The 342-nt window shown below is 40.4% G+C and carries 1 protein-coding gene; it reads right to left on the minus strand.

Annotated features, from left to right (window positions below; translation table 11 throughout):
• Positions 1-342 (minus strand): alpha/beta fold hydrolase (locus ACPYOJ_RS34865; RefSeq protein ID WP_481420306.1); only part of this gene is annotated, 342 nt, incomplete at both ends.

Here is a 342-nt window from a genome sequence, read left to right on the forward strand (position 1 = left end):
CTCTGAACACCGTCTTTTACATTCGCTCCTTCTCTGTTGTATCCGTAGAAAGGGAAAGTAAGATCATAATAAAACTGGTTTCTGTTATTTAAGGTCTGATCTCTGATATCATCGAAAACTGACATTGGTACACCATCAGGATTGTTTTCACTTTGAACCATTACCGGAGGAATAGCACTGATTAAGACTGCTTTTTTAGCTCTTCCGTTAGAGTATTTGTTTACATAGCGGATCACTTCGCCACCACCTGTAGAGTGTCCGATGTGTACTACGTCATTCAGGTCAAGGAATTCAACCAATTCGGCTGCATCAGAAGCATATTGTTCGATCGTGTGATTATAG

Source organism: Rhizobium sp. SVR5-9E (assembly GCF_056755095.1).